The 26,688-nt window shown below is 45.9% G+C and carries 30 protein-coding genes and 1 pseudogene; 12 read left to right on the top strand and 19 right to left on the bottom strand.

Going from position 1 to position 26,688, the window contains the following annotated elements; all coding sequences use genetic code 11:
• Positions 1–23: 23 nt before the first annotated feature.
• A complete protein-coding gene (locus MKY41_RS03695; protein ID WP_340743757.1) occupies positions 24–440 on the top strand; it encodes a DUF4956 domain-containing protein in 417 nt (138 codons plus the stop codon).
• Positions 385–696, top strand: a complete 312-nt coding sequence (locus tag MKY41_RS03690; protein ID WP_340743756.1) for a hypothetical protein — start codon at positions 385–387, stop codon at positions 694–696. Before MKY41_RS03695 ends, MKY41_RS03690 begins: the two co-directional genes overlap by 56 nt.
• Before the next feature lie 61 nt (positions 697–757).
• Here the strand turns inward: MKY41_RS03690 and MKY41_RS03685 are convergent, their stop codons facing one another.
• From MKY41_RS03685 to MKY41_RS03665, 5 genes are all read right to left on the bottom strand, one after another.
• Positions 758–1,744, bottom strand: coding sequence for an arsenic resistance protein (locus tag MKY41_RS03685; protein WP_340745627.1), 987 nt, complete (start codon positions 1,742–1,744; stop codon positions 758–760).
• Positions 1,745–1,746: 2 nt separating this feature from the next.
• A complete protein-coding gene (locus MKY41_RS03680; protein ID WP_340743755.1) occupies positions 1,747–2,739 on the bottom strand; it encodes a 2-hydroxyacid dehydrogenase in 993 nt (330 codons plus the stop codon).
• Between the two features lie 146 nt (positions 2,740–2,885).
• Positions 2,886–3,116: a hypothetical protein gene (locus MKY41_RS03675; RefSeq protein ID WP_340743754.1), complete on the bottom strand. Its 231-nt coding sequence runs from the start codon at positions 3,114–3,116 to the stop codon at positions 2,886–2,888.
• Positions 3,117–3,144: 28 nt separating this feature from the next.
• Positions 3,145–4,332 (bottom strand): DUF2812 domain-containing protein, encoded by a 1,188-nt coding sequence (locus MKY41_RS03670; RefSeq protein ID WP_340743753.1) that lies wholly within the window; start codon positions 4,330–4,332, stop codon positions 3,145–3,147.
• Positions 4,325–4,645, bottom strand: a complete 321-nt coding sequence (locus MKY41_RS03665; protein ID WP_340743752.1) for a PadR family transcriptional regulator — start codon at positions 4,643–4,645, stop codon at positions 4,325–4,327. Before MKY41_RS03665 ends, MKY41_RS03670 begins: the two co-directional genes overlap by 8 nt.
• A gap of 233 nt (positions 4,646–4,878) precedes the next feature.
• Here MKY41_RS03665 and MKY41_RS03660 point away from each other — a divergent pair, with 233 nt between their 5' ends.
• Both MKY41_RS03660 and MKY41_RS03655 read left to right on the top strand, forming a co-directional pair.
• Positions 4,879–5,196 (top strand): hypothetical protein, encoded by a 318-nt coding sequence (locus MKY41_RS03660; protein WP_340743751.1) that lies wholly within the window; start codon positions 4,879–4,881, stop codon positions 5,194–5,196.
• 630 nt (positions 5,197–5,826) lie between these two features.
• Complete coding sequence (locus tag MKY41_RS03655) at positions 5,827–6,558, top strand: SH3 domain-containing protein (RefSeq protein ID WP_340743750.1); 732 nt, start codon at positions 5,827–5,829, stop codon at positions 6,556–6,558.
• Between the two features lie 56 nt (positions 6,559–6,614).
• On the opposite strand, the gene MKY41_RS03650 is transcribed toward MKY41_RS03655, so the two are convergent.
• From MKY41_RS03650 to MKY41_RS03640, 3 genes are all read right to left on the bottom strand, one after another.
• A complete protein-coding gene (locus MKY41_RS03650) occupies positions 6,615–7,256 on the bottom strand; it encodes an O-methyltransferase (RefSeq protein ID WP_340743749.1) in 642 nt (213 codons plus the stop codon).
• On the bottom strand, positions 7,243–7,572 hold the full coding sequence (locus MKY41_RS03645) for a hypothetical protein (RefSeq protein ID WP_340743748.1): 330 nt from the start codon (positions 7,570–7,572) through the stop codon (positions 7,243–7,245). The genes MKY41_RS03650 and MKY41_RS03645 overlap by 14 nt, the downstream gene beginning before the upstream one ends.
• Before the next feature lie 124 nt (positions 7,573–7,696).
• On the bottom strand, positions 7,697–8,227 hold the full coding sequence (locus MKY41_RS03640) for a D-glycero-alpha-D-manno-heptose-1,7-bisphosphate 7-phosphatase (RefSeq protein WP_340743747.1): 531 nt from the start codon (positions 8,225–8,227) through the stop codon (positions 7,697–7,699).
• A gap of 104 nt (positions 8,228–8,331) precedes the next feature.
• Between MKY41_RS03640 and MKY41_RS20755 the strand changes: the two are divergent.
• A pseudogene (locus MKY41_RS20755) lies at positions 8,332–8,421 on the top strand (hypothetical protein); the annotation flags it as partial.
• 64 nt (positions 8,422–8,485) lie between these two features.
• Positions 8,486–8,710: a hypothetical protein gene (locus tag MKY41_RS03635; protein WP_340743746.1), complete on the top strand. Its 225-nt coding sequence runs from the start codon at positions 8,486–8,488 to the stop codon at positions 8,708–8,710.
• A 433-nt stretch (positions 8,711–9,143) separates the two neighbouring features.
• Here MKY41_RS03635 and MKY41_RS03630 read toward each other — a convergent pair whose 3' ends face one another.
• A complete protein-coding gene (locus MKY41_RS03630; protein ID WP_340743745.1) occupies positions 9,144–9,695 on the bottom strand; it encodes a helix-turn-helix domain-containing protein in 552 nt (183 codons plus the stop codon).
• A 141-nt stretch (positions 9,696–9,836) separates the two neighbouring features.
• On the opposite strand from MKY41_RS03630, the gene MKY41_RS03625 reads away from it, so the two are divergent.
• The 6 genes from MKY41_RS03625 (at position 9,837) to qoxD (ending at position 15,423) form a co-directional block, all read left to right on the top strand.
• Positions 9,837–10,544, top strand: a complete 708-nt coding sequence (locus tag MKY41_RS03625) for an AzlC family ABC transporter permease (RefSeq protein ID WP_340743744.1) — start codon at positions 9,837–9,839, stop codon at positions 10,542–10,544.
• 14 nt (positions 10,545–10,558) lie between these two features.
• Positions 10,559–10,873 (top strand): branched-chain amino acid transporter permease, encoded by a 315-nt coding sequence (locus MKY41_RS03620; RefSeq protein ID WP_340745626.1) that lies wholly within the window; start codon positions 10,559–10,561, stop codon positions 10,871–10,873.
• Positions 10,874–11,298: 425 nt separating this feature from the next.
• Positions 11,299–12,210, top strand: coding sequence for a cytochrome aa3 quinol oxidase subunit II (gene qoxA, locus MKY41_RS03615; protein ID WP_340743743.1), 912 nt, complete (start codon positions 11,299–11,301; stop codon positions 12,208–12,210).
• 388 nt (positions 12,211–12,598) lie between these two features.
• Positions 12,599–14,557 carry a cytochrome aa3 quinol oxidase subunit I gene (qoxB, locus tag MKY41_RS03610; RefSeq protein WP_340743742.1) on the top strand — a complete coding sequence of 653 codons (1,959 nt, stop codon included), beginning with the start codon at positions 12,599–12,601 and terminating at the stop codon, positions 14,555–14,557.
• Positions 14,544–15,140, top strand: a complete 597-nt coding sequence (qoxC, locus tag MKY41_RS03605) for a cytochrome aa3 quinol oxidase subunit III (RefSeq protein ID WP_041074953.1) — start codon at positions 14,544–14,546, stop codon at positions 15,138–15,140. Before qoxB ends, qoxC begins: the two co-directional genes overlap by 14 nt.
• Position 15,141: 1 nt before the next feature.
• Positions 15,142–15,423, top strand: a complete 282-nt coding sequence (gene qoxD, locus MKY41_RS03600; protein ID WP_340743741.1) for a cytochrome aa3 quinol oxidase subunit IV — start codon at positions 15,142–15,144, stop codon at positions 15,421–15,423.
• Between the two features lie 49 nt (positions 15,424–15,472).
• Here qoxD and MKY41_RS03595 read toward each other — a convergent pair whose 3' ends face one another.
• The 10 genes from MKY41_RS03595 to MKY41_RS03550 all read right to left on the bottom strand — a co-directional run bounded on the left by MKY41_RS03595 (position 15,473) and on the right by MKY41_RS03550 (position 26,317).
• Complete coding sequence (locus tag MKY41_RS03595) at positions 15,473–15,706, bottom strand: hypothetical protein (RefSeq protein ID WP_340743740.1); 234 nt, start codon at positions 15,704–15,706, stop codon at positions 15,473–15,475.
• A 97-nt stretch (positions 15,707–15,803) separates the two neighbouring features.
• On the bottom strand, positions 15,804–16,265 hold the full coding sequence (locus tag MKY41_RS03590) for a hypothetical protein (protein ID WP_340743739.1): 462 nt from the start codon (positions 16,263–16,265) through the stop codon (positions 15,804–15,806).
• Positions 16,262–17,539, bottom strand: coding sequence for a replicative DNA helicase (locus MKY41_RS03585; RefSeq protein WP_340743738.1), 1,278 nt, complete (start codon positions 17,537–17,539; stop codon positions 16,262–16,264). Before MKY41_RS03585 ends, MKY41_RS03590 begins: the two co-directional genes overlap by 4 nt.
• Complete coding sequence (locus tag MKY41_RS03580) at positions 17,536–18,321, bottom strand: conserved phage C-terminal domain-containing protein (RefSeq protein ID WP_340743737.1); 786 nt, start codon at positions 18,319–18,321, stop codon at positions 17,536–17,538. Before MKY41_RS03580 ends, MKY41_RS03585 begins: the two co-directional genes overlap by 4 nt.
• Before the next feature lie 303 nt (positions 18,322–18,624).
• Positions 18,625–20,004, bottom strand: coding sequence for an S-layer homology domain-containing protein (locus tag MKY41_RS03575; protein ID WP_340743736.1), 1,380 nt, complete (start codon positions 20,002–20,004; stop codon positions 18,625–18,627).
• Between the two features lie 155 nt (positions 20,005–20,159).
• Complete coding sequence (locus MKY41_RS03570) at positions 20,160–21,542, bottom strand: S-layer homology domain-containing protein (protein ID WP_340743735.1); 1,383 nt, start codon at positions 21,540–21,542, stop codon at positions 20,160–20,162.
• Between the two features lie 126 nt (positions 21,543–21,668).
• A complete protein-coding gene (locus tag MKY41_RS03565; protein ID WP_340743734.1) occupies positions 21,669–23,384 on the bottom strand; it encodes a leucine-rich repeat domain-containing protein in 1,716 nt (571 codons plus the stop codon).
• Between the two features lie 76 nt (positions 23,385–23,460).
• Positions 23,461–24,531: a S26 family signal peptidase gene (locus tag MKY41_RS03560; RefSeq protein WP_340743733.1), complete on the bottom strand. Its 1,071-nt coding sequence runs from the start codon at positions 24,529–24,531 to the stop codon at positions 23,461–23,463.
• Positions 24,528–25,025, bottom strand: coding sequence for a sigma-70 family RNA polymerase sigma factor (locus MKY41_RS03555; RefSeq protein WP_340743732.1), 498 nt, complete (start codon positions 25,023–25,025; stop codon positions 24,528–24,530). Before MKY41_RS03555 ends, MKY41_RS03560 begins: the two co-directional genes overlap by 4 nt.
• Before the next feature lie 20 nt (positions 25,026–25,045).
• On the bottom strand, positions 25,046–26,317 hold the full coding sequence (locus tag MKY41_RS03550) for a polysaccharide deacetylase family protein (RefSeq protein ID WP_340743731.1): 1,272 nt from the start codon (positions 26,315–26,317) through the stop codon (positions 25,046–25,048).
• Positions 26,318–26,688 lie beyond the last annotated feature (371 nt).

Below are 26,688 nucleotides of genomic sequence, written 5' to 3'. Positions count from 1 at the left end.
TGAAAAAAGTTGGAGGAATTAAAATGGAGAATATCACATTTACAGACATATTCAAATCAAGTTTTCTGGAAAAGACATCGAGTTTTTCGATCGTCGACTCATTGCTCGGCTTGCTTGCCGCATTTTTCATCGGGCTCTTTATCTATTGGGTGTATCAAAAGACGTTTTCAGGGGTCATCTATTCCCACACGTTCAACATTGCGCTCATTGTCATGTCAATGGCCACGGCCCTTATCATCATGGGCATTTCATCGAACATTCTATTATCGCTTGGGATGGTCGGTGCGTTATCGATCGTTCGTTTCAGAACTCCGATCAAAAATCCGATGGACATCGTCTATATCTTCTGGGCTATTGTCACCGGCATTCTGTGGCTTCATCCCTTTGGCGATTCTCGGAGCTGTCCTGATCGGCCTCGTGCTGATGCTGTTCATTACTAAAATCAAAGTCGAAAACCCGTATTTGCTGGTAATCCGATACGGCGAAACGGCCAGCGAAGCGCCAATTGAACAGATTGTGGCGGAACATGCCCGGAAGCATACGATCAAATCAAAATCGATCCTCCCCGGCAGCCATGAAATTACTTATGAAGTCCGCATCAAACAAAACGATATGAACTTCGTAAACATCTTATCTGGCATAGAAGGCGTCGAATCCACGATCATGTTGAGCTATGATGGGAATTTTACGGCGTAACTTGCTGTTAAAAAGAGCGTGTTTTGAAAAACTGGTCAAAACACGCTCTTATCGTAGTTACTTACATCCCCACTCCGGAACCAGTACGATCTTTCATTAACAATGGGATCGCCTTAATATAGAACAGCTCTCCGATTAACTCGACAATCGTTTGGGTGACAATCACAGCGGCAGCCAACGTTGCCCAAGAATCGGGTAAGGCCAATGCTAAAGGAAGAACGACAAGAGAATTTCTTGTTCCGGTACTAAAAATTAATGCTCTTCCTGCGCCAATATCCAATTTGAACACATATGCGAGAAAGCGCGATACAAATGGAGTAAGGAGTAAAAACAAAACATAGATCGGAATCACACGCATAATCAGTTCGAAATCATGGTATACCTTCCCGATTTGGGAAGCGACTACCACAATTAGCACCAATGCCATAAATGGCACGGGAAACCAGGTAGTCAGATCTAAGAACTTCTCACCTAGCACCTTCTTTTTAGCCCATAATTGAGTAATGATGGCTACTAATAAAGGCGCAACGATTAGCAATAAAAAAGCTTCCAGAAAGGGCCCTATATGTACAATTCCCGCCATTTCTTCCCCTATAAATAACCAGAGATAGAATGGGAGTACAATCATTTGGACGACGAACAAAAGAGGCGTGGAAGCCAATATCAATTTCTCATTGCCCTTTCCGAGTTGAGTAAAGACGATTACATAGTCAATACATGGAGTCAGTAAAACCAAACACACTCCCAATAAAATTGGCGGAGATTGTGGAAAGATCATGATCAAGATCCATACTATTATAGGGACAGCTATAAAATTTCCAAGCAATAATGCCATCATAAATCTAAAATTTGACAGGGCTTCCCGTAATTTCAGGAAGGGAATTTGCGCAAACATTACGTACATCAGAAGGGCGATCAGCGGCGATATCGTCCAGTCCAAGCTAGTTCCTACCCTCTCGTTTGTGAGACCTAAAGTCCCTCCAAATAAAAGAGCGATGCCATATATCCAAATTTGTTTCTTTTCTAAGTTCTCTCTAGTAATCATTATGTTTAAAATGATTCTCCTATCGCTTCCCACACACTCGGATCGATCAGATTCTTAGGTTTCTGCCCGTTCAGCCCCGCTTTCAGGTTTACCGCTGCCAATTCGGCCATTTTCAATTCCGTTTCGAAAGTGGACGAGCCGATATGTGGCAGGGTGACGACGTTTTTCATTTTTAATAGCGCATGATCCGGGTCGACGGGTTCCTTGATAAAAACATCCAAGCCCGCAGCGGCAATTTCTTTGTTTTGCAGGGCCTCGATCAACTCGCTTTCTACAACGGTGCTGCCCCGCGAGACATTGATGAAGATAGCGGAAGGTTTCATCAACTGGAATTCCTTGCGTCCGATCATCCCTTCCGTCTGAGGCGTCAGCGGCGTAATCAGACAAACAAAATCGGATTGCTGGAGAAGGTCTTCTAAGCTCAAGTACACCGCATCGAACCGCTCTTCCGCCTCGGGTTTCGGTGTACGGCTATGGTACAGGATTTCCATGCTAAACCCGAAGTGGGCCCGTTGCGCGATGGCTTGGCCAATCCGCCCCATCCCGATAATCCCCAGTTTTTTATGATGGACATCGACGCCAAAGTAGTCCCGCGGAAGCGTTTCGGTCCACTGGCCGCTTCTGACGTATTGATCCAATTCCGGCAATCTTCTGGCCGTACACAGAATCAGCCCCATTGCCAAATCGGCTACGGTATCGTCCAAGACGCCGGGCGTGTTCGTAGCCATGATGTTGCGTTTCGTCAACTCTGGAATATCCAAATTATTATAGCCGACGGATACATTACTGATGATTTTCAAGTTCGGCGCTTTCTCCAGCAAATCATGTTCGGCTGGAAACCTTGTTCCAATGACGCCTTCCGCTTCCCAAAGGAAACTTAGGAAGTCGGGATCGTTTTTCGGATCAATGCTTTTAAAGTGACGGACCTCATACTCTTTTTGTAATGCCTGTAGTACCGATTCTTCTACTCGTTCATAGGCGATAATCTTTTTCTTCATGCGACATCGTACTCCATTCTAGTTATTCATGGGGTTGCGTTTCAATTTATGTATCAATCCAAAAATGGTTATTTTCTTTGGAGGGACTACCCTCTTACTGTTGTTTCGATCACCTCGGTGCCAATTTACAACTTCACACGTCCATTTTATTCAATATTCTCGCCTGAATAAACCTTCAGTTTTTCCTTGGCAATTGCCATCGCACTAGTTAGGTTGTCGGTGAGTGAAAAGCCGGTAGACTTTTGCAGCCAAGTTTCCCACTCATCATCCCAAAGATAAACGTCAATTTCTAAAAGTTCATCTTGTACCCGTTTCGTAATGCAAGCCTTGTACGCCTTGCTAGGTGAGTATATTTCTTTCAGAAGCTCAAGCATCATGTTCGATTCCCCTTTTTAGCAATGCCTCTCACTCTACAATCAATCTCATTTTCCCCACCGTCTCCTCCACAACCGCATTCAACTCCGCATAGCCATGGTACCGGACGTACATGACGACTTTTCCTTTCGAGGCAACGATTTCTTTCGCTTCCCTTTTCTCGTGGACCAGCAATCGATCCAAGTCCGGATGCTCCGTTTCGATAAATTGTTCATTTCCATACTGGTATCGTTTCACGAGGTCCGAAACGAGAGAATCCGCCAGAACAGGGATGGCCAGCTGGTACATTTTCGTATGGACGCTCGGGGAATAGTCGCCGCTCTGATCGTCCCATGTCTTTCCTGGGACAATTCCGCTTTCGTCCGTGTCATATTGCACGGGCGCGAACGGACTCCAGTTATAGGAATACCGGTTGGCCCAATCGACACCGTCTCTCATATACGCTTCGTCGCGAATCAGATCGGGATTTTGCTCGATTTCCGCCAACCGGACAATCGGCAATTCAGGACTCGACCCGGGCAGCGTTGCCGTCTTTTCTTTCACAAGATACATGATGGGCATGACGGCGCTCGCCGCAGCGAACAATGAAAATAGCAGTGCAATGATAGTATGGCGCCGCCAACGCTTCCGATAAGGCGCATGATGGTCGATCGGTCTGCCTTCGATAAGCCGCTTCTGCAGCACACGGATGGAGACGGCCCCCCGCACTGCAATATAGGCCTGATACCCGATTATGACCGTCAGTACCGTCTGTTGGACCGCCATCCCTTCGACGAGCATGTATACGGGTGTCCCATCAAGAAACCAGAGCGAAGACAGCATGCCGACAATCAAAATAAGCGCAATTAAGGTAAAGAGCGCATGCCCAAACAGCTTTTTGTCCAGCTCCCGTAGTGTATGCGCCTGCTCGGCGGGGTCTGTATGCAATTCGGGCGCCTCACGCTCAGCGGGAGAAGAGAACACGTAAAACGCGCCGTATTGCGTCACGAACTCCCAGCCGCCCTCCTCGTACAGCTCAATTTGCTCCTCTGACATTTTTTTATGAAGCGACACATCGATCCGATAGCGAGTCCGCCTTGGCTCTCCTCGTTCGAATCGTGCGAAGATCCGTCCCAACTTTTTCAAATGAAGGCCTTGCGCAGCCATATCCGCAAACCAGCTTTCATGCTCCCCGATCCGCCATTCATCACTGCGAATCCTGCGTATCATCTTACTCATCTTCACCGTCCCCTTCCAACATGCTGCCGTCCCGCAGGAGCGACTGCAGCCTCTTATACTCTGCGCGCAAGGCTCGCTCCCCCTCTGCCGTAATTTGATACGTTTTTCTTCTGCCGTCCTCTTCTGCCAACGAAATCAGACCGTCTTTTTGCATCCGTGAAAGGACGCCATACAGCGTCCCTGGCCCCATTTGCAATCTGCCGTGCGAAACGTCCGCAATAGCCTGCATGAGCTGATACCCATGGTTCGGATTCAGCAACGCCAGCAAGACGTAGTACATCGCCTCGGTCATCGGGCCTCCCTTGTACGTCACTTTCCGCAATCTCCTCTCTATTATGTATCTCGATATATCGTGTGACATAATAGTACTTCTAATTATCATTTTTGTAAATAAAAATCTAGCAATCTAACGAAACAGCTTGGAAAGATCGGTTAAAAAAGCAGGAGCAAAGGGGACCGTACGCGGAATCGGAACTATTGTTGGTGATAGACGTCCCGTTTACAGGAAGCGTCCGCTTGCACATGATTTGTCTGGAGGTGATCGAGATGAACAAAGTGAAATATACACTTTTTTTGATAGAGTTGCTGCTAGGCATTTTGATCACATACGCTTGGATCTGGGGCAGTCATATTTATATAGAGTTGAGCCGCAGTTACGCCGCCTCCAGTTATCCAGGCGATATCACATATTCTGAAAGGGTATTTTATCAATTATTTTTCCCGGCCACCCTATTTGTTGGTTTATGTATTGTTTCATTTCTTTCCTACTTGTTTTGGAAAAAGAAAACCAAATTAGGCATATTTCTGATTCCGGTATTTTGTACAATCTATCTGGTTGTTGACCTATATCTCTTTTTATTCTAAGGGTGACGGAGCGGCACATGCCACTTCGCTCTAGCCATGGCACCTCCTTTTGAGTATCACACCTATCCTGCGCAACAACATATTCCTCTTCACCGAGTGCACCGGGAGGACGCGCCATCGTGAAAGTTTCGACTTTCCTACCTTCGACACTTACCTGGCCAATCTCCATCTTCCTAATAAAACATCGCCTTGCCGCAAGGATTCTATGTTTCTACGTGGAATAATAACTATAGGAGATGCGCACCATTCATCTCTTGTACTCCTAAATACGAATTTGATTCGCCTACATTATCCTCATAGTACCTCGCACATAATCTATACTTGGGAATTCAATGAACTCCCGATTTCTCCGTCACTGCTATCTACATGGGAGCGTTCATCCGAACGTCCTCGGTATTCGTCTAGTTGTCTTTCATTAACCGCTTCAACGCATTCACCGTGCCGCGGTTATCAAGATAACAAGGAATTCTTTCTCCCCTTTTGTTTGAGAGGCGGATCCCAGTGGAAGACATATTCATAAATGCACCTATTGTGTACCCCTAATTCTATTTTCAATGCTTGTTTCATAGCTTCTATAAGCCACTATACCAAGGAGTGATTGACATAAGAAAAATAGTCTTAGTACTCAGTATGTTGTTGATACTCGTATTCCCTGTCCATCCAAACGCCACCGCCACGGCAACAGAAATGTATGTGCATGCAAAAAATGATATTATTTTGCGTTCCGCACCGAACCAAAATGCTGACACGCTCGGTACCATTCAAAACCATTCGAAAGTCGTTGTCTTGTCTTCATCGAACGGATGGTCCTATGTACAAGCTGGGAAAAGTAAGGGGTATGTATTTACGTCTGCTCTATCCAATCAAAACCCAAACGCTGCCCCCACAATGGTTACCGGCGGACTGGCGCCTAAAGAAGGATTGATCCTGACGTATGCACCCTCTTTCTTGGAAAATAAGAAAGAGACATTTGTCGTAGAAAAAGAAGAAGAATACACGTACTTATATAATAAGAAGAGTCCCCTTTACCCGGAATTATCGAACTTTACGTACATCGAGACCGACAAAGGCCTGCTGATGGGAGTCTCCAGCTCGGATTTCATCTTCGTCAACGTTCCGTATCCATTGAAACAAGGAACTTACACAACCGATACGTCTCTCCTGTTTGAGGATCAAAAGGTTTTAGTGGAAAGCACAACGAAAACAATAACCGTGAAAGCTGGCACCTTCCAAAATGTCGTCATTCTCCGTTTCCCAGACGGCTCGCGAGCGTATTTCGCCAAAGGAATCGGAATTATAAAAGCTACAGATCAAAATGGAAAGATCTTCACGGAATTAGTCTCTGTGAAGGAAGGAAAATAAGCACCAATAAAAAACCGGTACAGGACCCTCCTGCGCCGGTTTTTCGTTAGTTGGGATTAGCTATTTTTCACCCGCGAAACCGTCATGCCGTCCCCGATTGGCAGAAGGACGGATTCCAATCGGGGATGCTGTGCAACGGTTTCGTTAAATGTTTTCATCTGTTCGGTATATCGTTTTTCAGTGGCAGCCGGATCGGCTACGGTCCCGCCGGCGAGCACGTTATCCGCTACAATGACGGCACCCGGCTCCGCCAACTCCACGCAAGCGTTCAAGTAATTTTCATAGTTCCCTTTATCCGCGTCGATGAAAAAGAAGTCAAAGGTCTTCCCATCCGCCTTCAAGGCCGCCAAATTATCCAATGCGGGGCCAGTTTTGTAAGTCACTTGATCGCCGAAACCGGCAAGTGTCAGATTGTGTTTCGCAAGTTCTGCAAACGGCTCCTTCAATTCCAAAGAAGTCAGATGACCTCCCGCGCCGAACCCACGCGCGAGACAAATGCCGCTATAGCCACCAAGCGCCCCGATTTCGAGGACATTTTTCGAATGGGTCAGCGATACGAGCATCGTCAGCAGCTTCCCGGACGACGGCGAAACGGATATATTCCGCATGCCGTTTTCCTGAATGGAAGACAGGACCTGCTCCAATATCTCGTCACTTGGCGCAAATACGGCATCGATGTATTCGTTAATGCTCTTCATTCTGCGTATCCCCTTCCGTGGCGTCCATCTGCTTTTCTTCAGAGGTTTCGCCTTCCTGGATTTCAAAGAGGTTTTTGAATTCGTCGATGATCCCGTCAATCGCTTTTAATTCGCCGACAAGAACGGGTTCAATGGATTGGAATTCGGGTTTCTCCAATTGCGCTGCGACGGTAGCCCGCTTCACTTGAAGAGTTTCCAAAAAAGCAATCGCCCGTCCCCGTCGAAACGTCTTAGCACCGCCTCGCGACGGCCCCCCTTCCCTACCTCTGCGCCGTTCTCCGTGATGACTCTCCCGATGATGATGCCCGTTTCTCATAACGACCTACTCCTTTCGTATACAAATGTATACAGTGTTTTTATTGTATACGTTTGTATACGAAGTGTAAAGAAAAAACCTTGCGTAATCTATGCAAGGTTTTGATTCGACTCGTATGTGCGCTTTACGATTGTGCCGTGTCCTCGATGATCCAGTCGGCTGCTTGGGCAAGATTCGGAAAGACGGCATCCGCCAGCGGGTCGGCCGAACCGAGGAAAACCCCTTTCGTTCCCGCCTTTTTCCCGGCTATGATGTCCGTGTCGGTATCCCCCACCATATACGACGCGGACAGATCCACCTCGTACTTCTTGGCAAGCTCTTCAATCAGTTGGCTGTTCGGCTTCCGGCATGCACATCCCGCTTTCGGTTTATGCGGACAATACGCCACGTCATGAATGATGGCACCCTCCTTCCGAAGCTCCGCGATCATATGCTCATGGATCGCCTTCAGTTGCACCTCTTTCATAAACCCTAGCCCGACACCGCCTTGGTTCGTGACGACAAAGACATAATCGAAAACAGCGTTCAAACGTCTGATGGCTTCCGGAACGCCCGGCAAAAAGTAAAAGTCCCGCGGGCGATTCACAAATTTTACCCGATCTGTCAGCACTTCATTGATGACCCCGTCCCGGTCTAAAAAAACCGCTTTTTTCAACGCAGTCCACTCCCTTCCTATATCATGTAAAAGCTCTTTCTTTTTAACCTACCCAACGAAGTCTTTCCTTTAATCCCCAATATGATAATTGACAACGCGGGGACAAATTGACCATCCAAGTAGGCGCTTATCGAAGAAAAGTCATTTTGACCAGCTCATTAATCGGGAGACCCATTGTAAGCGCAAATTTGTAGAAGAACGGTTACGCATTTGTTTTGGCGAACGCATTTCAACTTCAAATACAGTGGAGGAAAAACAATGATTCAAAAAGAAGTTGCCCATCGCATGATTGATGAGTTATTTGAATTCCGGGAAACAATGCGGGCAAAGGGGATTCCACAAGAGGCAACACAACATTTTCAACAAATGAAGAAAGAAGGGTTGCTTGGGACGCAAGCCCTCTTATCTCACTCGATCCACAAAATGGATACACGTCAAGAAAATCAAGAGTCCTCTATGATGAAAATAAAAGTAGAAGACTAATACAATATAATCAAGGAAGCCGAATTTTCCTGTGGAGGAGATCGGCTTTTTTTGCAGAGAAAAACTTGCTTCTACTCCGCATATTTAATACACGGGACATATACGACTAGCGCCGCGATTGCCATTGGTAAGTATAGGAACCAAACTCCCTCAAATATCAGCCAATTCATGAGGCTGCATAGCAGTAAAGCTACTATCACCCCTACTATATATCTACGTGTTCTAGAAAAAAATTTTATTTTACTGATTGCTTTATAAAACAAAAAGCCGCAAATAGCACTGAGAATTCCCAAAAACACGGCCGAAGAGTACACGCTTAGATAGATTAACACGGAAATCCCCCCTTTTATGCCGTAAAGCCTCATTTTACAGTAATAAAAAGAACCCATTTTGAAAACAATAAATCAAAACGGATTCTCCATTTTTACTTTCCTTAAGAATAATGAATAATCATCATACACTTTACAATTGTGTCACCGTTATTTTTATAAATATGTTGTTTATTCCCGTCAAATAGTATGGTCTCGTCCGTTTTTATCGAATAGGTTATGTTGTCTAGTTCAATCTCTAATGTTCCTTGATTAACAGTGATATGTTCCTTTACGCCTTCATTATGTGGATCTGCTACATAATAAGCCCCTGGATGTAAGATGGTTAAGTATACTTCAAACGGCTTGTCAAAATTAAAGGGGACGATTGGAAATACTTCAACGTTTTTATTATCTTCGTATACCGGTTCCAGTTCATTTTTTTTAATTATTTTTACAGATGAAATATCTTCACTCATTAAAGAGGTGAATGAGAGCTCCAATCCGGTTGAGATTTTTTTTAATGTCGTCACAGTTGGATTGGACTCCCCCCGCTCTATTTGACCTAACATTGCTTTACTTACTCCAGTCAGTTCTGCTGTTTTTTCTAAACTATACCCTTTCATCACTCTATACATTTTTAAATTTCTTCCAATAACCTCTGTTATGTTATCCAAAAAGATCACTCCTTACTAAATCATTGAAATTCTGTGCGTTATAATGTATTTCATATGTTATAATAAATATTGTGCGTTACCGCATAAAAAATATGTTATTACATCTATCTTATCATACAATTTCAAAAGGAAGTGAAAATTATGGATAAACACATCACGGCGTTGCGAACGGCATTTCCCTATACTCTACCGATTTTTGCGGGATTTATTTTTATAGGGATTGCCTATGGTATGTATGTGCATGCTTTAGGTTTTGAGCCTTTTTATACTTTTATCATGAGCTTTTTTATCTTCGCAGGCTCCATGGAGTTTATAGCTGCTACGTTATTGCTTGAAGAGTTTAATCCTCTTTATGTTCTGTTTTTAACCTTAATGATAAATGGGAGACACTTATTTTACGGTATTTCCATGCTAGAGCGATTTAAGGGGGCTGGGAAGAAGAAGTTTTATTTAATCTATGGGCTTTGTGATGAAACTTTTGTGATCAATAGTACGACAACGATTCCTGCGTCTGTAGACAGAGGATGGTTTATGTTTTATGTCACTTTATTGAATATGTTTTATTGGGTCAGTGGAGCAATGATAGGAAGTTTTCTAGCTTCCGTTATTCGTTTTGATACGACCGGTTTAGGCTTTGTTATGACTGCACTATTCGTTGTAATTTTCTTGGATCAATGGATGAGAGAAGAGAAACATCACAGTTCATTAATAGGAATTGGGGCTTCCGCTTTAACGCTTATTCTATTTGGTCCAGAATACTTCACTGTTCCTGCCATGGTACTAATGTTGGTGATTTTAACATTTTTACGAAGTCCGATTGAACAGAAAAAGGTGGTGAATGCAAGGTGACCTTTACACAAGGAATGATAACGATCGGCATGGTTGTTTTAGGAACAATGATGACCAGGTTCTTGCCTTTCATCATTTTTTCAGCGGAGAAGCCTACGCCTCCTTATATTCAATATTTAGGGAATGTCTTACCACCTGCTATCTTTGGCTTGCTCGTTGTTTATTCATTGCGAGATGTTTCCTTTTTAACTGGCAGTTATGGGATACCAGAATCGATCTCGATAGGTTTGATAGTAATAGTGCATTATTGGAAGAGAAATATGTTTCTTTCCATAGCAAGTGGAACTATCTGCTATATGTCAATACTACAATTCATGCCCTTTGGATAATAAGCATGACTCGATGTCTTTTAAATCTTGTGAAAGTGTTGCAAGTTACCAAGAACGGATACGGATTAAACTAAAACACCACTCTACGCTTCGTTAGGAGCGAGAGTGGTGTTTTAACGTTAACACTGAAAAACCTTGCTCATTTACTGGACAATACAATCGAGGAAAAATATGGTTCAATATTATTATTTTATCAAATATATGTATTTTTGATGCACAGAATGTGTCAGTTTTATATCTGATTAATGAAAGGTTTGTGGCGGTTTTTCTCTATTTTCACGTGAAGTTTATGTGAAGTGTGTAGCAGACAATTGTTTTTGGGATTTTATTATATTAAGATAAAGCGAAAGTTCAAGGAGCTGCTGAACTTTATCATTTCACATGCTGTTTCTATAGCCTATAGAACCATAGAAAGGGGTACCTCCATGAAAAAGAAATGGGCTTTGCTAAGCTTGGTTATTGGTATTCTCGCAGTGTTAGCGGGGTGTGAACCGGTAATGGTACTGGATCCGAAAGGACCCCAAGCTGAAACGATATCCAATGTTATTTGGATTTCAATTGCAACGATGGCGATTGTTGTCATTGCTGTGTTCGTCTTATTGGTGAACGTCCTTGTAAAATATCGTGCTTCGAAACAGGACCCGGATTATGAACCTCCGCATATTGAAGGGAATCCGATTGTTGAATCAATCATTGTCGGGATACCGGTCATCATTATCATTTTCCTTTCCATTATCACAGTCAAATCGACGTATGAAGTTGAGGCGACACCTAAAGGATATGAAGATCAGGAACCATTGGTCATCTACGCTTCATCCTCTGACTGGAAATGGCATTTCAGTTATCCGGAAGAAGGAATCGAAACGGTGAACTATTTGTATATCCCAACGGATCGTGCGTTGGAATTTAGACTCTACTCCTACGGCCCGATCACAGGCTTCTGGATTCCGCAACTGGGCGGACAAAAATATGCGATGTCGGATATGATCACCACATTACATTTGGCAGCTGAAGTTCCTGGTGAATACATGGGAAGAAACTCAAACTTCAGCGGGAAAGGTTTTGCAGAGAATACGTTCAACGTGACAGCCATGCCCGAAGCGGAGTTCAATGAGTGGGTAGAAGAAGTGAAAACGACTGCCGAGCCTCTAACGGAAGAGAAATTTGATGAACTACTAAAACCGGGCCATCTGGGGCAATTAACGTTCAGTGGAACTCACTTGAAGTTTTTGCCACCGCCTGAAGGCCATAATCATGGATCAAGTCAATCTCACGAGGATGGACATGATTCAGATGACGCGCATGGCGGTGTTGAAATGGAACATTCGGATCATTAATAAAATGGGCTTGGTAACTCTAGTTACTTGTAGTGGAAGGCGGCGACTCCTGCGGGGGGAAGCGCGAATGGTGAGACCCCGCAGGAAAAGCCGTTACGGAGAACGGCTTTTGCGCCAAAAAGCGAAGCGTTTGGCAGCAGCCTTTGTTTCCATAAAAGGTGTAGTTTGAAAATGAAGGATGCCTTAATTTCTGCAAAATGCGCAGAAACACGGCAAATCGAACCCTTCGCAGTTCGATTGGCTCGCCCGCGCCCCGCGGAAAGCGTCCGCCTAGAACGGAAAGTAACGGTTTGTTGGTAATGTTCACTTCTGTAGTTCGTTTTATATCGACTCCCCTTTTCTAACTATATCTCTCACGAAGTAAAATTTCCGAAAGGAGTACAAAATGATGGATTACTTTGATCGATTTGCCATACCTCATCCGAGTCCTGCGATCTACGCATCCATGGTTGCCATTGGACTAACCGTTATTGCAATTCTCGTAGGTCTAACCTATTTCAAAAAATGGGGTTATTTATGGCGCGAATGGTTGACAACGGTTGACCATAAACGGATCGGTATCATGTACCTCGTTGCCGCATTGCTGATGCTATTCCGCGGTGGTGTGGACGCATTGATGATGCGTGCACAAACTGCCGTTCCTGATAATTCGTTGCTGGATGCCCAGCATTATAATGAAGTTTTCACGACCCACGGGGTTGTCATGATCATCTTTATGGCGATGCCATTTATTTACGCGTTAATGAACTTCGTTGTACCGTTGCAGATCGGGGCGCGCGATGTAGCGTTCCCTCGTTTGAATGCACTTAGTTTCTGGCTGTTCTTCATGGGTGCGATGTTATTCAATATTTCATTCGTCATCGGCGGTTCTCCTGACGCAGGTTGGACTTCGTACTTCCCGCTTGCCGGGAATGACTTTAGCCAATCAGTCGGAACGAATTATTATATGTTGTCGATTCAAATTGCCGGTATCGGTACGTTAATCTCAGGTATTAACTTCTGTACTACTATTTTCAAAATGAGAGCACCTGGCATGACATTGATGAAAATGCCGATGTTCACTTGGACGGCTTTAATTACAAATGCAATTGTAGTGTTCGCTTTCCCGGTACTGACGATTGCGTTGTTGTTGGGAACGATGGACCGGCTATTCGGAACCAACTTCTTTACAATGACAAACGGCGGAATGGACATGCTTTGGGCGAACCTGTTCTGGGTTTGGGGACATCCAGAAGTCTATATCCTCATATTGCCGGCATTCGGGATTTACAGTGAGGTTGTCTCCACCTTCTCCCGACGAAACCTGTACGGATATAAATCGATGGTTGGTTCGATTGTGATCATTTCGTTCCTGTCGTTCTTAGTTTGGACGCACCATTTCTTCACAATGGGGCAAGGGCCACTAACGAATAGTATTTTCTCGATTACGACGATGGCCATAGCCATTCCAACCGGCATTAAAATCTTTAACTGGTTGTTGACAATGCGGAAAGGGAAAATCGAATTTACGGTTCCCATGCTCTATGCAGTAGGGTTCATTCCGATTTTCACAATCGGCGGAGTGACCGGGGTCATGCTTGGTATGGCCAGTGCCGATTACCAATACCATAATACGATGTTCTTGGTTGCGCATTTCCATTATACAATCATCCCAGGTGTCGTATTTGCGATGCTAGCGGGACTAACGTATTGGTGGCCGAAAATGTTCGGCTACATGCTCAATGAAAGAATCGGGAAATGGGCATTCTGGTTTGTCGCGATTGGATTTAACGTCACATTCTTCCCGATGTTCTTCACTGGATTGGACGGGCAAGCGCGCCGGATGTACACCTACTCTGAAGCATCCGGATTTGGTCCATTGAATATGCTTTCCTTCGTGGGAGCGATCGGGTTGGCGATCGGCTTTGCGTTAATCGTCTATAATGTCTATTACAGTACGCGCTATGCTTCCCGAGAGATCGGTTCAGATCCATGGAATGCACGTACGCTTGAATGGGCAACACAAACTCCAGTTCAATCGTATAACTTTGCACGGACACCACACGTGGATTCTAGTGAAGCTTTCTGGGATCTCAAGAAAAAAGGCCTGCCTTTATTTACAGGCGAAATCGAGAAGATTCATATGCCGAATAATAGCGGTATGCCGTTCATCATGAGCTGTATCTTCTTCGTCTGGGGCTTCTCCTTCGTGTTTGGCATGTGGATTCCAGCGATTCTTACGACGCTTGCAATCTTTGCATGCATGGCTTATCGTTCATTTGAAAAAGACGACGGTCATTATATTTCCGTCGAAGAAATCAAAGCAACAGAAAAAGATAGCGAGGTGTTAGCAAATGAAACTCGATAACTCGCTTCCCCTTGAATATAGTACGCAACAAAATAAAATGAATATCTTTGGATTCTGGGTTTTCATAGGTGCCGAAGTCATGCTCTTTGCAACACTTTTTGCAACCTATTTCACCTTGGAGCACCGAACAGGAAATGGACCGGCTGGAGCGGAGATATTTGAAATTGCTCCAGTGCTCATCGAAACATTCTTGTTGTTAACAAGTAGTTTTACGATCGGTCTTGGCGTGCACGCGATGCGGATCGGCAGAAAAAATGCAATGTTAACATTTTTCTCCATCACATTGCTTCTCGGTTTAGCATTCCTCGGTGTGGAAATCTATGAGTTCATGCACTATGCTCATGTGGGGGCAGGACTTCAAGTGAGTGCCTTTACCGCAATCTTGCTGACCACATTAGGGACGCATGGAGCTCACGTTACCGTCGGTCTGTTCTGGGGATTGTTTATTATCATGCAAGTGAAAAAGCGTGGTTTGACGCCCGCAACGGCTAATAAATCGTTTATCTTCTCACTTTACTGGCATTTCTTAGATGTCGTCTGGATCTTTATCTTCAGCTTCATCTACTTGAAAGGAATGATGTAATATGAGCGAATTATTCCCGCGCAAACTGGTAATGGGCTTTGGCTTTTCACTCGTTCTGACAGTAACGGCATTGTCGGTCTATTTCTTGGATATGTCATTTGCTGTAGGATTGACAATCCTGTTAGCCACGGCATTAGTGCAGGCGGCAGTTCAACTCATCGGCTTCATGCACGTCGGTGAGTCGGAGGATAAAGTGCCAATTTACTTGAACATTTATTACGGCATCGCCATCGCCCTCGTCACGATTTTCGGTACGTTATTAATCTTGATCTGGGATATGTAATGGAACAACAAAGGAAAGGAGCGCCAATCATGGTGCCCCTTTCCTCTTTTTATTGGATACTTCTTATGTTTTGGTTCACTTTCTCATGCATCTCTTCTGTTGCGACGAAAAATACCCCCATCAGGAAGATGAAAATCGCTCCCATCACTGTCCCGATTCCAATACCTGTAATTGCACTGTAATCGCTTACAAAGAATCCGTACAAGAAGATGGAGATTCCGATGGTAAGCACTGTAATGCCGACAACTTTAACAGCGTTCAATATTTGTAATTTGGCTTCCATACCCAACACCCCTTTCCTCTATTATTTACCTTGTTCACAAATTTGTCAAACTTAATTTTTGCTTTATTTTTAATATTTTGTTGCTAAACATCGCCCCCTACCGGTATAACACCCGCTGCCTCGCCTTCGCATGGCCGACATACGCCGGAAATGCCACTACGCTTTTTCGATATTCATACAGACTCACCTCTTCCCCGGTATCAGCCAACAGCATCGCGGGAATCATCAGCCGTTCCGCTTTCGTGACGTTCTTTGGCCTTTCCTGGAAAAGGTCCGCATGCAGATGGAAGGCGTCGAAAAAATTTTCGGCGAGGATGAAGGAATACCACCCTTCGCTGCCTGTTTCGATTACGAACAGCTGAAAGCGTCCGATGCCAAGCACATTTTGTTCCGACATGGAGTCGATTGCCGAATCCTCATAACGAAGCCGATGCAGTACTTCACTATCATCCTGCAGCCCGACCAACCGCTCCCCCAGTGCCCAGTAAATGCTGTGAGCCAGCCGGATCATATCCGTTTCTACCGCCAAATCGAATACTTCCTTCACTGTCACGGTCATGCCGATCCCTTCCTTTCGCTCCAATTGATGTCATACAGTTTTCCGGTTTCCTTGACATAAGCGACCGTCGCCGTTCCGGTCGGCCCGTTCCGATGCTTGGCTACGATGATTTCAAGCAGGTTGCCAGTATCGCTCTCTTTGTTGTAGTAATCGTCGCGGTAGAGAAAGCAGATGACGTCCGCGTCCTGCTCGAGATTTCCGGAATCGCGCAAATCGCTCATGAGCGGACGCTTGTTCAGACGACCTTCCACTCCCCGGCTCAACTGTGACAGGCAGACGACGGGGCAGCCGAATTCCTTCGCCATGTTTTTCAAGTCGTAGCTGATTTGCCCGATTTTCTCGGTTTGGTCGCCCCGCATATTATCGGGCCGAATCAACTGCAAATAATCGATATAGAGAATGGGCTTTTTATCCGGATTCGTTTTGATAATGTGCCGGGCTGTCGCCTTGATTTGCCCGACTGTCAAGCCGCTGCGATCGTCGATATGGATGTCAGCCTCGTCAAGAAAACCGATTGTTTTCGTCCAGCCCGCTTTTTGCTGGTCATCGAAGTGGCGATGGGGATTGCGCATCCGCAACCGATTATAGCCGCCGGCAGATGCGATGAGTCGTGTGACCATAGATTTACGGCTCATTTCGAGCGAGAAGATGATCGGCAAATGCCCCGCCAGCCCGGCATGGAGCGCCAAGTGATTCAGCATATCCGTCTTCCCCATCGACGGCCGTGCTCCGATGATCGTCAATTCGCTGTCCTGGAAGCCGTTCAGCAGTTTGTCGAGATCCCGCAAACCGGTCGTCATGCCAGCCTCTTCGTCCAACGGCTGGAACGGAAGCTCGAACAGGTCGATGAGGTCGTTTTTGATGGAGGCGTCTTCTTGCGGCATATGTTCGGCCTCCAAATCATCGAACGCTTTCTGGATATGTTCGATCTGCCAATCCTCCACTTGCGCCAGTTGCAGCAACCGCCGCTTTTCCCGCGCTTTCCATTCCCCGATGACTATTTCCTTGTATTCGTCAAACCGCGCCGGGTTGGCAAAGTTCTGCAGATTGGCCACATAGTTCGCGCCGCCGAGCTCGAGCGGATCAGTCATCGTCAGAATGGTGATATAGTCGACAGCCCTGTCGTCCGCTGCGAGCCGCTGCATACAGCTGAAAATCCGTTGATGTGCTGCATTTATGAAAAATGTTTCTCGCAAACCGCTGTCGCCAATCAAATAATTTTCCGTCAGCATTGTGCCAAGCAAGCTCTTTTCCGCAAGTTGCAGTCCATTCATCGGGATTCCCCCTTCCCGAAATCAAGGACGGGCGATTGATGCACGACGGTCGCCATTGGCGACTTCCCAACAGGTACTTCGTTCAGATAATTTTCGAAGTTGGTTGGTGCGAACAACGTGGACGGCCGTAAATAGTTGCGCATATGCGGATCGTTCCCCCAGTGTCCCACTTTCACGTCAATCACCGCCTTGAAGTCCTCCAGCGAATACCCTTCCGACAATCTGGCGTTGAGCATCCGTCGGGTTGATTTCGACTTCGCTTGGAATTCCTTCCCGGTCTTTGCATTCAAGTAATCGATCACTTCGAAGACGACGTCGGGACGTGTCCCGACATATTCTTTATTTAAATCTCTTTTAAGTTCTTTGGTTATTGGTAGGGACAAGTTGCCCTCTTCGCATGGGGCAAGCTGCTCCTCTCCAGCGGGTCGTTTTGCCTTGTTCGAAGGGACAGGTTGCACCGATGGAAGGGAGCAATTTGCATAGTCGATCCGGTACCATTTCGTCTTGTCCGTTTTCATCTTGTTGAAGGCGGAAGTCGAGATGACATACCCCTTCTTTTCCAGCCTGCGGATGGTCCGCTTGATCGTGTCGACCGACCAGAACGGAAACTCCTCCTGCCATTCCTCGTACGTCTTGTAAACCCATGAAAAACCGTCTTTTTGCTTCGACGCGATGAGCGAACGGAAATACAGTTGCTGTAAGATCAGCGCCTCGTTCAGGCCCATTTCTTTCGCCAATGACGGCTGGACGAACAGTGGTGATTCGTTGATCAATAGATTCATAAGGATCCCTCCGATAGATAGTTTCTTTCACTTAGTACATAGGGACCCATTCGGGAAAGGGATACAAGCTGGGGAAATAAATTCGGAGTTGACTGCGCAAGAGGTTTTGAATTTCGTTTAAAGATTCATGTTTATTCTTAAAATGGTAGAATAAAAAAAGAATGGCAAACGCCGCATGGACGCTGCCAATTTTTTATGAATTCATAATATCGATTTCTTTCACTCTTCTTCATAATATAATTATGTAAACCTGTGACATCAAATAACAACGGCACGCCCGTTAACAAAGGCATGCCGTTCTAGTCATTTCTTCAATGAATGTTTCTTCCCTTTTACATCTGTGACGATCAGCTGCGTCTCGGTCACTTCCATGCGCTTGCCAAGGATGGTGGAGAGCTTGCTCGTCTTTTTATCGAGCAGGTTGTATTTGAAGACGCCTTTTTTATTGAAATAATAGATCGTGGAGTGGTCGTACAGCACGGAGAGGTTTTCTCCGCCCGCTTCCCGATTCAGGTTTGGTTGGTTTAGTTTTTCATCATAATGATCAAATGTCACGCGTGCATCAAAGACCAGTTCTTTCCGCTTATTGCCGAGGCCGCCCAGCGGTGTGGAGTAGAGTACAAGTGTACCGTCCTCAAATTCATCCGGACTGACTGCCCGCGGACTCCAACCATCCGTATCAGTGAAATAGATCCGATCATTCCAAATGAACAGATTGCGGAGCATCACCCTTCCGCTCGGCTCCATTATTTTCACCAATTCCTGTCCATCCGTCTTGATCTTCATCACATCAAAAGCATACGGCACTTCATCCGCTTCGGCAAATGCGCCGCTCCAGTACGGGATGTACAGCTCATCGTTGTACAGGACGAGCCGCGTATTGTCATGCAGGAAGCGGGGATCATAATCCCAATCACTTCGCGGCACCTCTACATCTCGCAGCAACACTTCCCGTTTGCCGGTTTCCTTGTTTTCCTTCATGACCGAGTAGCGGTGTTCTGTATCCCGTTCTGTGAAATAGATGAAACCCTCTTGTTCCACCGTCTTCCCTTTCGTGCTCACATACGAATGATATTTGCTCAGTTTCATCTTATCGTCCAGTGCGCGGACTAGGAATGCGGAGAACTGGGCACGTGTGACGGAATTCGACGGCATATATTTGCCATCCGATCCACCCGCGATGCGCTGTTTCGCGATTCCATTGATGTCCTGATATGCCCAGTGAGCCGGCGTGACGTCAATAAAAGTCGCTTGCTTGTCTAACGGCAAGTCGAACGCACGGCGTAGGATCGCGGCCATTTGTGCCCGCGAAGTTTTTTCGCCGGGGCGCATATAGCCATTATCGCCGCGTAGGACTCCTTTTTCATTCACCGTTGCGAGGATCTGGTAGTACGGTGAATTTTTCGCCACATCCTTGAACTGGACAGATGTATTTTCCGTCAGCGGAATGTTCAATGCTTTGATAAGCATCGCTGAAGCTTGTGCTCGGGTAATCGGCTCATTCGGCTTGAATGTGCCGTCCGGATAACCGCCGATGATATTGCGGTCGGATAAGTACTTGATTTCATTTTTCGCCCAATGGGTTTTTACATCGGAAAACTGTGCAGCAGCCTGGGCTTGAATTGGCAGTGCGGCGAATACGAGCAGTAGCGCCATCCCTGCTGCGGTAAATTTATTTTTCAAAATGGTAGACCTCCTAATAGAATCACCCCTAGTCCCAAACATATTGGACAAGCGGAATACCTGGCTGGTGCGCCTCTATCGTAAGCGGTTGGTTGACGGCTTTTTCCTGTGGGCGGCTGCCAGCCTGGTTTTCCAAAACTCTCTATCTCCTTCTATTATTTCTTCAGCGTATGTTTCTTCCCTTTCTGATCCGTGACGATTAACTGCGTGGCTGTCACTTCCATATCCTTCGCCAGCACATTCGAAATCTTGCTCGCCTTTTTATCTAGCAGACTGTATTTGAAGACGCCTGCTTTATTAAAATAGTACAGGGTCGAGTGATCATACAAGACCGATTTATTGTTTTGATTCACATACGGAACGCTTGGCATCGCGGATACCTCATCAAAAATGATCCGTGCATTGAAAGTGAATTCTTTTCTCTGATCGCTGCCGTCCATCGCTGTCGAATAGAGGATGAGCGGGCTGTCTTGCGGAATGCCTTGGTTGAAGTTCCAATCCAAATAAGGTTCATCTTGATTTTTTTCGTTCGTGTAGTAGATTCGATCATTCCAAATAAATAGATTGCGGAATGTCCGCCCACCCATTCCTTGCATCAAAGCCGAGTCAATGGGAGCGTCCTCCACACTCGTCTTCGTCCGGATCAAACCATACGAATACGGAACATCGGTCATTTCATGGACTGCCGACCAAAACGGGATGAAAATTTCTTCGTTGTAGACGATCAGCGGGAACCCTTCATGGAACCTGACAACATAGACGCCGGCTTCAGAAGCAAAATCCGTATTGCTCAATAACACTTCGCTTGCGCCAGTTTTCAAATCTTGCTTGACCAGTTTAGCGCATGTGTAGCAATCCGGCGGAATCGTATACAAGGATCCGTTCTGCTCGACGGCTTTTCCTTTCACACTGACATAAGAATGGTAGCGACTGAGTTTCATATTATCATCTAGCGCTCGAACAAGAAATGCCGAAAATTGTGCACGGGTGACAGGATTTGCCGGCATATACTTGCCGTCCGATCCACCCGCAATGCGCTGTTTTGCAATCCCATTGATGTCCTGGTACGCCCAGTGAGCTGGCGTGACATCGACAAAAGTCGGCTGCTTGTCAAGCGACAAGTCGAACGCACGGCGCAGGATTGCGGCCATTTGTGCACGGGATGTGATTTCACCGGGACGCATGAAACCATTGTCGCCGCGGAGGATGCCTTTTTCATTCACCGTCGCTAGGATCTGGTAGTACGGGGAATTTTTTGACACATCTTTGAACTGGACGGATGTATCTTCCGTTAGCGGAATGTTCAATGCTTTAATGAGCATGGCGGAAGCTTGTGCCCGGGTGATCGGCTCATTCGGCTTGAATGTGCCGTCCGGATAGCCGCCGATAATGTGGCGTTCGGATAAATACATGATTTCATTCTTCGCCCAATGCTGATCCACGTCCGAAAATGGGGTGGCCGCCTGTGCTTGGAATGGGAGGGCTGCGAATAGGAACAACAGCGCCATGATTACTTTTGCAGTTATTTTGCCTTCCAAGATGATAAAACCTCCTTGAATGTAGACGCTTATTTTATGACAACCAGGTTAGTGCGCCCCTATAGATAACGGTTGGTTGACGGTTTTTCTTCTGGTTTGCTGCCAACCTGGTTGCTTTCAATAAAATCATTCCGGAAACACATAGGCATCCGGATTGTATTTGACGTACAACGTAGCCGGTGCGGAAGCTTGCTCCCAGCCAGTCCATTCCTGTGTCATACTACGATCTGTGAACAGTTGCGGTATATTTGTACCGACTTCTCCATATTCACCCCAAACTAGATAGAGGTCTTTTATGAACCGCGTCGAGGGACCTTTCACTGTGATGACCTTTATTGGATTCGCTTCAATGATGTTATACGGGAACACTTTGACGTTCGGCGGGATGGTAAATGCAGTTAATTTATTTGAAAAAAATGCGCCATCGCCGATTGTCTGAATGCCGTCTGGCAAAGTGACAGCCGTCAATTGATTGTGGGACAGTACGCTTTCACTAACGACTTTGATCCGATCAGGAAATGTGAACGTCCGGAGTCGATTGCCCGCAAATGCGTATTTACCTATCGATTGCAGTTGTTTCGGCAAGCTCGCTTCTGTCAATGCATTGTCCGCAAATGCAAAATCCTCTATGGTCTCGACGCTGGCCGGCAAGACGATTCTTGGCAACTTGTTTGTTTCAAATGCTCGTTCCCCGATTGTCTTCACATGTTTGGGCAGGGTCAAGTTTGTAATCGCATTTGTCCGAAACGCATTGGCAGGAATCTCTGTCAGTCCATTTCCGATTGTCACTTTTTTTAATTGATTCCCTGCGAAAGCGCCTTTCCCTAGTTCCCTTACCGTTGAAGGGATGGTGACGGATTGCAGTTGATTATACATAAACGCTTCTTTGCCAATGACTCTGATTTTCGGCGGGAATTTCAATTCCTTCCCGCCGTTCTTGCTTCCATTACCTTTATACGCGTAGTTGCCGATCACTTCCAAATCTCTCGGCAGCTGAAGCGATCTGTTGCTTTGATAGTAAATGGTTGAAAAGGCGTCGTTTCCAATTTTCCGGATTGAAGGCGGCAGTACGATTTCCTTGATATGCGGAAAATCGTAATTTTCTATGATGCCAAGTAAACTATTTCCTTCCGAAAAAGCATAGTCTCCGATTTCAGTAACTGGTAGATTATTGATTTTCGCGGGAATGACAAGTTTTGCTCTATTCTTTTTGATCGTATGGCCTGTGATGCGGATTTCTTTCTTCCCCTTCTGTTCAAAAACCGTATACAGAAATTCCCCATGTTTTTTGCTCTTCACAGTTTCAAACTGCTTCGGCAGTTTAACCGTTTTAATCGGGTTGGCTTCTACGATATTCCCATCAATTTTTTTCACAGACGCAGGAATTGTAAGCGCAGTTAATCCGTTTCTCGCAAAAGCAGATCGGCCGATTTCCTCGAGACTGGCGGGCAGGGCGATTTTTGTCAAAGAATGCCCGGCCAATGCTTCGTCCCCGATGCGTTTCAGCGTGCCCGGCAATTGCACGCTTTTGATGAACGTTTTCCGATATTCTTCGCTGTCCATCGGATCATAGGTTCCGTCAGACGCATAATCCGAACGGTCGAAAGTAAAGGCTCTGTCGACAATTTCGACGACTGGGAGCCCTTCTATTTTACTTGGGATGACGATGTTATTTTTATAGCTGCTTAATCCTGTAATATGGATTTCCTGCTTGCCATTTTTTGCCGTGACGACTTTATACTTCACATCACCGTACGTTTTTTCTTCTGCCGCCTGCGCCGGATGATGGAAGACTGCACTCGCCAGAATGACCATCATGAGATAAAATACTAGTTTTTTCACTGTTCGATCCCCTCCTGTTTGCCGACAGCTGACGGCCCGCTTTTTAAAGACGCCTGGGTGAATGGCGTCTCCCTACTTAATCAACGACCCAACGTCCGGTCTCCGCATCCCTCTTCATATGAAACACATGCTCCGCGACGCCTTCCCGCCCATATTGATAGCGGATTTCCACTTCATTCTCCGAAACGGGAACCGTTTTCCGATAGGCGGCTTCTAAAAACAACTCCCCTAACCGATTTATTTGAGCAAACGCCGGTGTTTGCGGCAACGTATTGAAACCTAATAGATTGTCATACAAATACAGATCAAAATATTGTTCTGGTGTATAGTCGCCCGTCAGCTCTCCGGATAAATAATCCAGATAAATCGAATTGGAACGTTCCTCCGTTGCGACGCCAACCACTTGGCCAAAGATTTTATGCACAGGCGTAATCGTTGCTCCTTGCACTGTTTCACTTGCCGGAAAATGATTCAATAGAAAATATTCCCGCGCATTCAACAGTTGGTCGTACCCCCCTGCAATCGTAATTCCCCGTTCTTCATAACGCTCCATAAGTTCCGATTGCAACGGTTTGCCGTTGATCTTCAGCTGGCCGTTTTTCAACACGACTCGATCCCCCGGAACCGCAATGACCTCGTAATAGACATCCACATAGGTCGGTAAATGGCTAGTCGTATTGGTCATCGTGCGGACAATATCGCCTGCTTCATATACTACCTCATCGAAAAGATTCGCTTTGCGCTCGATGACGGTATGGAACGCATCAGAACTCCCCTCCAAGGAAAACGGTTCTTTATCGACATAATGCAGACCGTCCACATGATCGAAATGCGGCAACTTCGCAAACTCTTCATGCTCCACCACTGACAGCAACTGCTTTTTTTGCAGTGCTGAAATCTGTGCCAAATCATCCAGCGGATCATAAGGAACACCCGGTCCTTGATCGGAAGAAAGCAAATCAGAAGAGTCCAGTGTGAAAATAAGGAACAGCGCCAATGCGGGTGCTGCCACCGCGGCAAACAGCACTTGCCAGGAGAACTTTTTAGCCGGTGGTCGTAAATTTTCATGCACACGCTGCTTGATCCGTCTTTCCTGTTCCGATGTATCGCCCATCATGTCGTCGAGCTTCTGTTTGAAATCGTTCAATGGTCCACTACCTCCTCTTCTTCAAAAAATTCCTTCAGTTGCTGCTTGGCCCTGCGCAGACGTGTTTTCACGGTATTTTCATTCAGATTCAGATAATTTGCGATGTCCGCTATCGATTGCTCATCATAATAAAATAAAATTAAAGGTTCACGATATTTTAACGGAAGCTGGAAAAGGTTTTTTTCCAGCGAGGCCAGCCGTTCTTGCTCCAGCACAATTTCCTCTGTGCCTTTCGTCGAGGCGAAAATCGTATCAAACAGCACATCTTTTTTATGCTTCCACGAGCGCAAATAATCCTTTGCCCGATTGGCTGTCATTTTTGTTAAATACGTCTTCAATGACGCCTCATTGCGAAACTGGTCACTCTTTTGAAAATACGTGACAAAGACCTCCTGCACAACATCTTCAGCAGTCGACCAGTTTTTTACATATAAATAAGCGATGCGCACTAAATAGCGCGAATGTTCATCGATTATTTGATCCAACTCATTCATTTACGAAACCTCGCCCTCCTCTACGGCCACGTCATGTCCCCATCCACATACGCTACAAATTGCTCAAATGACTTATTCTCTGTCATCCCGAACCGGCTGACTTCATAATTGGAAGCCTTTCGATTGGCATACCCTTCGACTGTCGTAAAGCCGATCAACAGCCCGGCCTCTTTCGCCGCTGCGACAAATTGTTCATTGTATTGCCCATATGGATAGGCAAGAGAAACGGCTGCCGGCACTTGCTCCAAATTTCGCTGCAAATCCGCAACAATCTCTTCTTGTGAACTATCCAAGGCAACGCCAACCCCATTCAGAAGGGAATGCAGGTCATTTGTATGTGCTTCAAATTGAAACACATCTGCCAGCTCACTCAAATCAACAGCGGTCATAAACTGCAAAGGCCCTTCCGCATCAAACAGTTGCGTTCCCTGTGCCCGATCCGTACGCGAGGAAATAATATGATGCAGCGCACTGAACCCGTATTGCTTCAAAATCGGATACGCATATTCCTTAGAAGATAATAAACCGTCATCGAATGTGATGAGCACCGCTTTGTCCGGTACGACAAGCCGCCCTTCCAAATAATCATAGAGCTCATGAGCCGACAGCGTCTCGAATTGATGATCCGCCAAATACGCCATCTGTTCCTCAAACGCCTCCAACGAAATCGTACTGACCGCCGTTTTCATCAAATCGCGCGGTAAAATATGATGGTAGACAAGCACCGGCAGCCCTTTGTCCAACACAACGGACTGCTTCTCAATATAACCCGGCCGCTCTCCTATCGCTATGATATACCAATCCGCTTCCTCCCGCACAATCGGATAGCGATAGCCTTCTTCCAACTGCAGGAAAACGGCGCTCTGCAAGTCAGCGTCCTCATACACCGCGGTCTTGTGCAGCGTATGAACAGCAGCAAACCGCTCCGTATGTACAAACGTCAAAAGCTTCTTTTTCTCAATCATCTCCTGCCCTTTGCGGACAAAGGCAGTCATATTCCCCAAGCGCAGCTCATAATACACCTCGTCCTCACCCGTGACCGCAACCGGCTGCCCCGCCTCCAACTCACCGATCTGAGTAAAGGTGTCCCCCCTCATATAAATCGGCCGGCGCTCCTGCAGCGTCAACACCCGCTCAAACTCTCGCTCTACGACAAACGGTTCCTCCTCCGCAGACGCGCCCCCAAACCCCTTAATAAACGCCGACTCCACCACATTCCATTTCGTCCCAATCCACAGCATCAATACACTCAAGCACACCAGCAACAGTGCATTACTGTACATTTTTCTCATCTAATTTTCCCCCACCGCCAAGTAATCAACGTACAGACGGAGATTTTCAGGAAAAGTTTCAAAGGTTTTTGAAAAAGTTTTTTGGGGGGTAAATATATACTGATATTATCTACAAAGCTTTATTGCCAAATGCACGTTTTCATTGTAATGAATAAAAATCTCCAGTATACTATAAGCAACAGGAATATTATTGTTGCCTAAGAGTAAACTAAAAAGGACCGCCCAATGCGCTAACATTAGGCGGTCTGTAATAGCAGGTTCCCTTCAAGGGGATCAGCAGAAGATGAAATAATCCATCCCGTATGAGCTACCCACTCAAGGATGGATTATTTTTTATTGTGGAATGACAGTATTGAGGCCCGCAGGATGCG

Origin of the sequence: Sporosarcina sp. FSL W7-1349, assembly GCF_038003045.1 — a bacterium.
Classification (GTDB): Bacteria; Bacillota; Bacilli; order Bacillales_A; family Planococcaceae; genus Sporosarcina.
The sequence above is the reverse complement of the archived record's forward strand: the minus strand, read 5'-3'. Positions and strand labels throughout refer to the sequence as shown.